2 protein-coding genes are annotated in these 1900 nt (G+C 41.3%); both read left to right on the top strand.

Going from position 1 to position 1900, the window contains the following annotated elements; genetic code table 11:
* Positions 1-561, top strand: a 561-nt coding sequence (locus V7659_RS27125; protein WP_335543184.1) for a TenA family transcriptional regulator, incomplete at its 5' end; no start/stop codon positions are given.
* 133 nt (positions 562-694) lie between these two features.
* Positions 695-1900, top strand: a 1206-nt coding sequence (locus V7659_RS27130) for an aldehyde dehydrogenase family protein (protein WP_335543185.1), incomplete at its 3' end; no start/stop codon positions are given.

A 1900-nucleotide genomic window follows, 5' to 3' on the forward strand; every position in this document is an offset into this window, starting at 1 on the left:
GATTACTTAGCGTATATTTACCACAATACTCCACAAGATCCAAAATTTGCGGCGGCAAAAGATTTCACTCTACAAAATATGTATGAGGAAGAAATCGCAGCGGATCGTCACACAGACTTATTGATTCGATTTGCGGAAGCGTGCGGTACGACTGCAGAAAGAATTATTGATCCTAACAATATGGCTCCAACTACTTTAGGTCTTCAAAGCTGGTGTTTTGCGGTAGCAGCACGTGAGAATTTTGTTGTAGCAACTGCAGCTCTTGTTGTTGGATTGGAATCACAAGTACCTGATATTTACCGGAAGCAAACTCCTGCTTTACGTGAAAAATACGGATTTACTGATGAAGAAATCGAATTCTTCGACCTACACATCGTTTCAGATGAGATCCATGGTGAGCGCGGATACAAAATTGTTCTTGACCACGCTGACACACCAGAATTACAACAACGCTGCTTAGAAGTTGTTCGTACAGGAGCAAAAATGCGCCGTATGTACATGGATGGACTTTGGAAAGAGTATATTGAAAAAGATTTAGGTGCTCTTGTTGAAACAAAGTAAATAGAAAAATGGAAGCGCTATTACCGGCCGTCATATTAATCTTGTAATTTAAGGTTTAAGTGACGGCCATTTTTATAGGATCGTATTTTCTACTAATTATTTGGAATTTAATAAATGAAAAAAGGTGATAGTAGTGATTACTACAAAAGTAGAGACATTCAATAATTATATTAATGGAGAATGGCAGGAATCGGTTAGCAAGAAAACATTTTTTAGTGTGAACCCGGCAAATACCGAAGACCTTGTTGGTGAATTCCAAGCTTCAAATGAACAGGATGTCCAACTAGCGATAGAAGCTGCCAAGAATGCTTTTCCTAGTTGGTCCCTAACAGCTCCTTCCAAACGTGCAGCTATCTTAAATCAAGCCGCTAGTATTCTCGAGCAAAATGTTGCCTCTTTGGCCGAAGAGTTAACAAGGGAAGAAGGCAAGCATGTCGATGATGCCAAGAATGAAGTGTTACGTTCTGCGCAAACGCTCCGCTATTATGCAGTAGAAGGGCAAAGTTTTACAGGGGAAACCTTTCCAAATGATGATGCAAACATGAAAGTTTCAACGGAAAGAGAACCACTCGGAGTGGTCAGTGTCATTACTCCATGGAACTTTCCACTTTCTATTCCAGCCCGAAAAATCGCTCCCGCTTTAATCACGGGGAATACGGTAGTTTTTAAACCTTCCTCTGATACTCCATTGATCGCTTTTCGTCTAGTCGAGGCGCTGGATAAAGCGGGAATTCCTAAAGGTGTAATTAACTTTGTTACCGGAAAAGCATCAGATGTGGGCGATTTGTTAGTCACTCATCCAGCTGTTAGGGCTGTCACATTTACAGGTTCAACTGCAGCAGGTGAAGACATTCATAAAAAGGCAGGCTTTACGACCCGGACGCAAATGGAACTGGGCGGGAAGAATCCGCTTATTGTTATGGATGATGCCGATCTCGATCTTGCCGCCACTTTGACGGTAAACGGGGGCTTTTCACTAACAGGGCAGGCTTGTACAGGAACAAGTCGTGTTATCGTCTTAAAAAGCGTAAAAGAGGCATTTGTTCAAAAACTCGTTGAAAAAACAAGCGCACTAAAAGTGGGGAATGGTTTTGAAAGTGGTGTGAAAATTGGGCCGCTTGCCAACGAAAAGCAATTGAAAAATGTCTTAAAGTATATTGAATTCGGTAAAGAAGATGGCGCTGAATTGGTCTATGGCGGTGAGCAAATATTATCAGGAGAATTCGAAAAAGGATATTATGTACAGCCGGCTATTTTTACGGATGTAAAAGCGAATTCGCGAATTGCAAAAGAAGAAATCTTTGGTCCGGTGGTGGCTGTGATTGAAGTAGATACATAT

Origin of the sequence: Neobacillus drentensis (assembly GCF_036966985.1) — a bacterium.
GTDB classification, from domain to species: Bacteria; Bacillota; Bacilli; order Bacillales; family Cytobacillaceae; genus Neobacillus; species Neobacillus drentensis_E.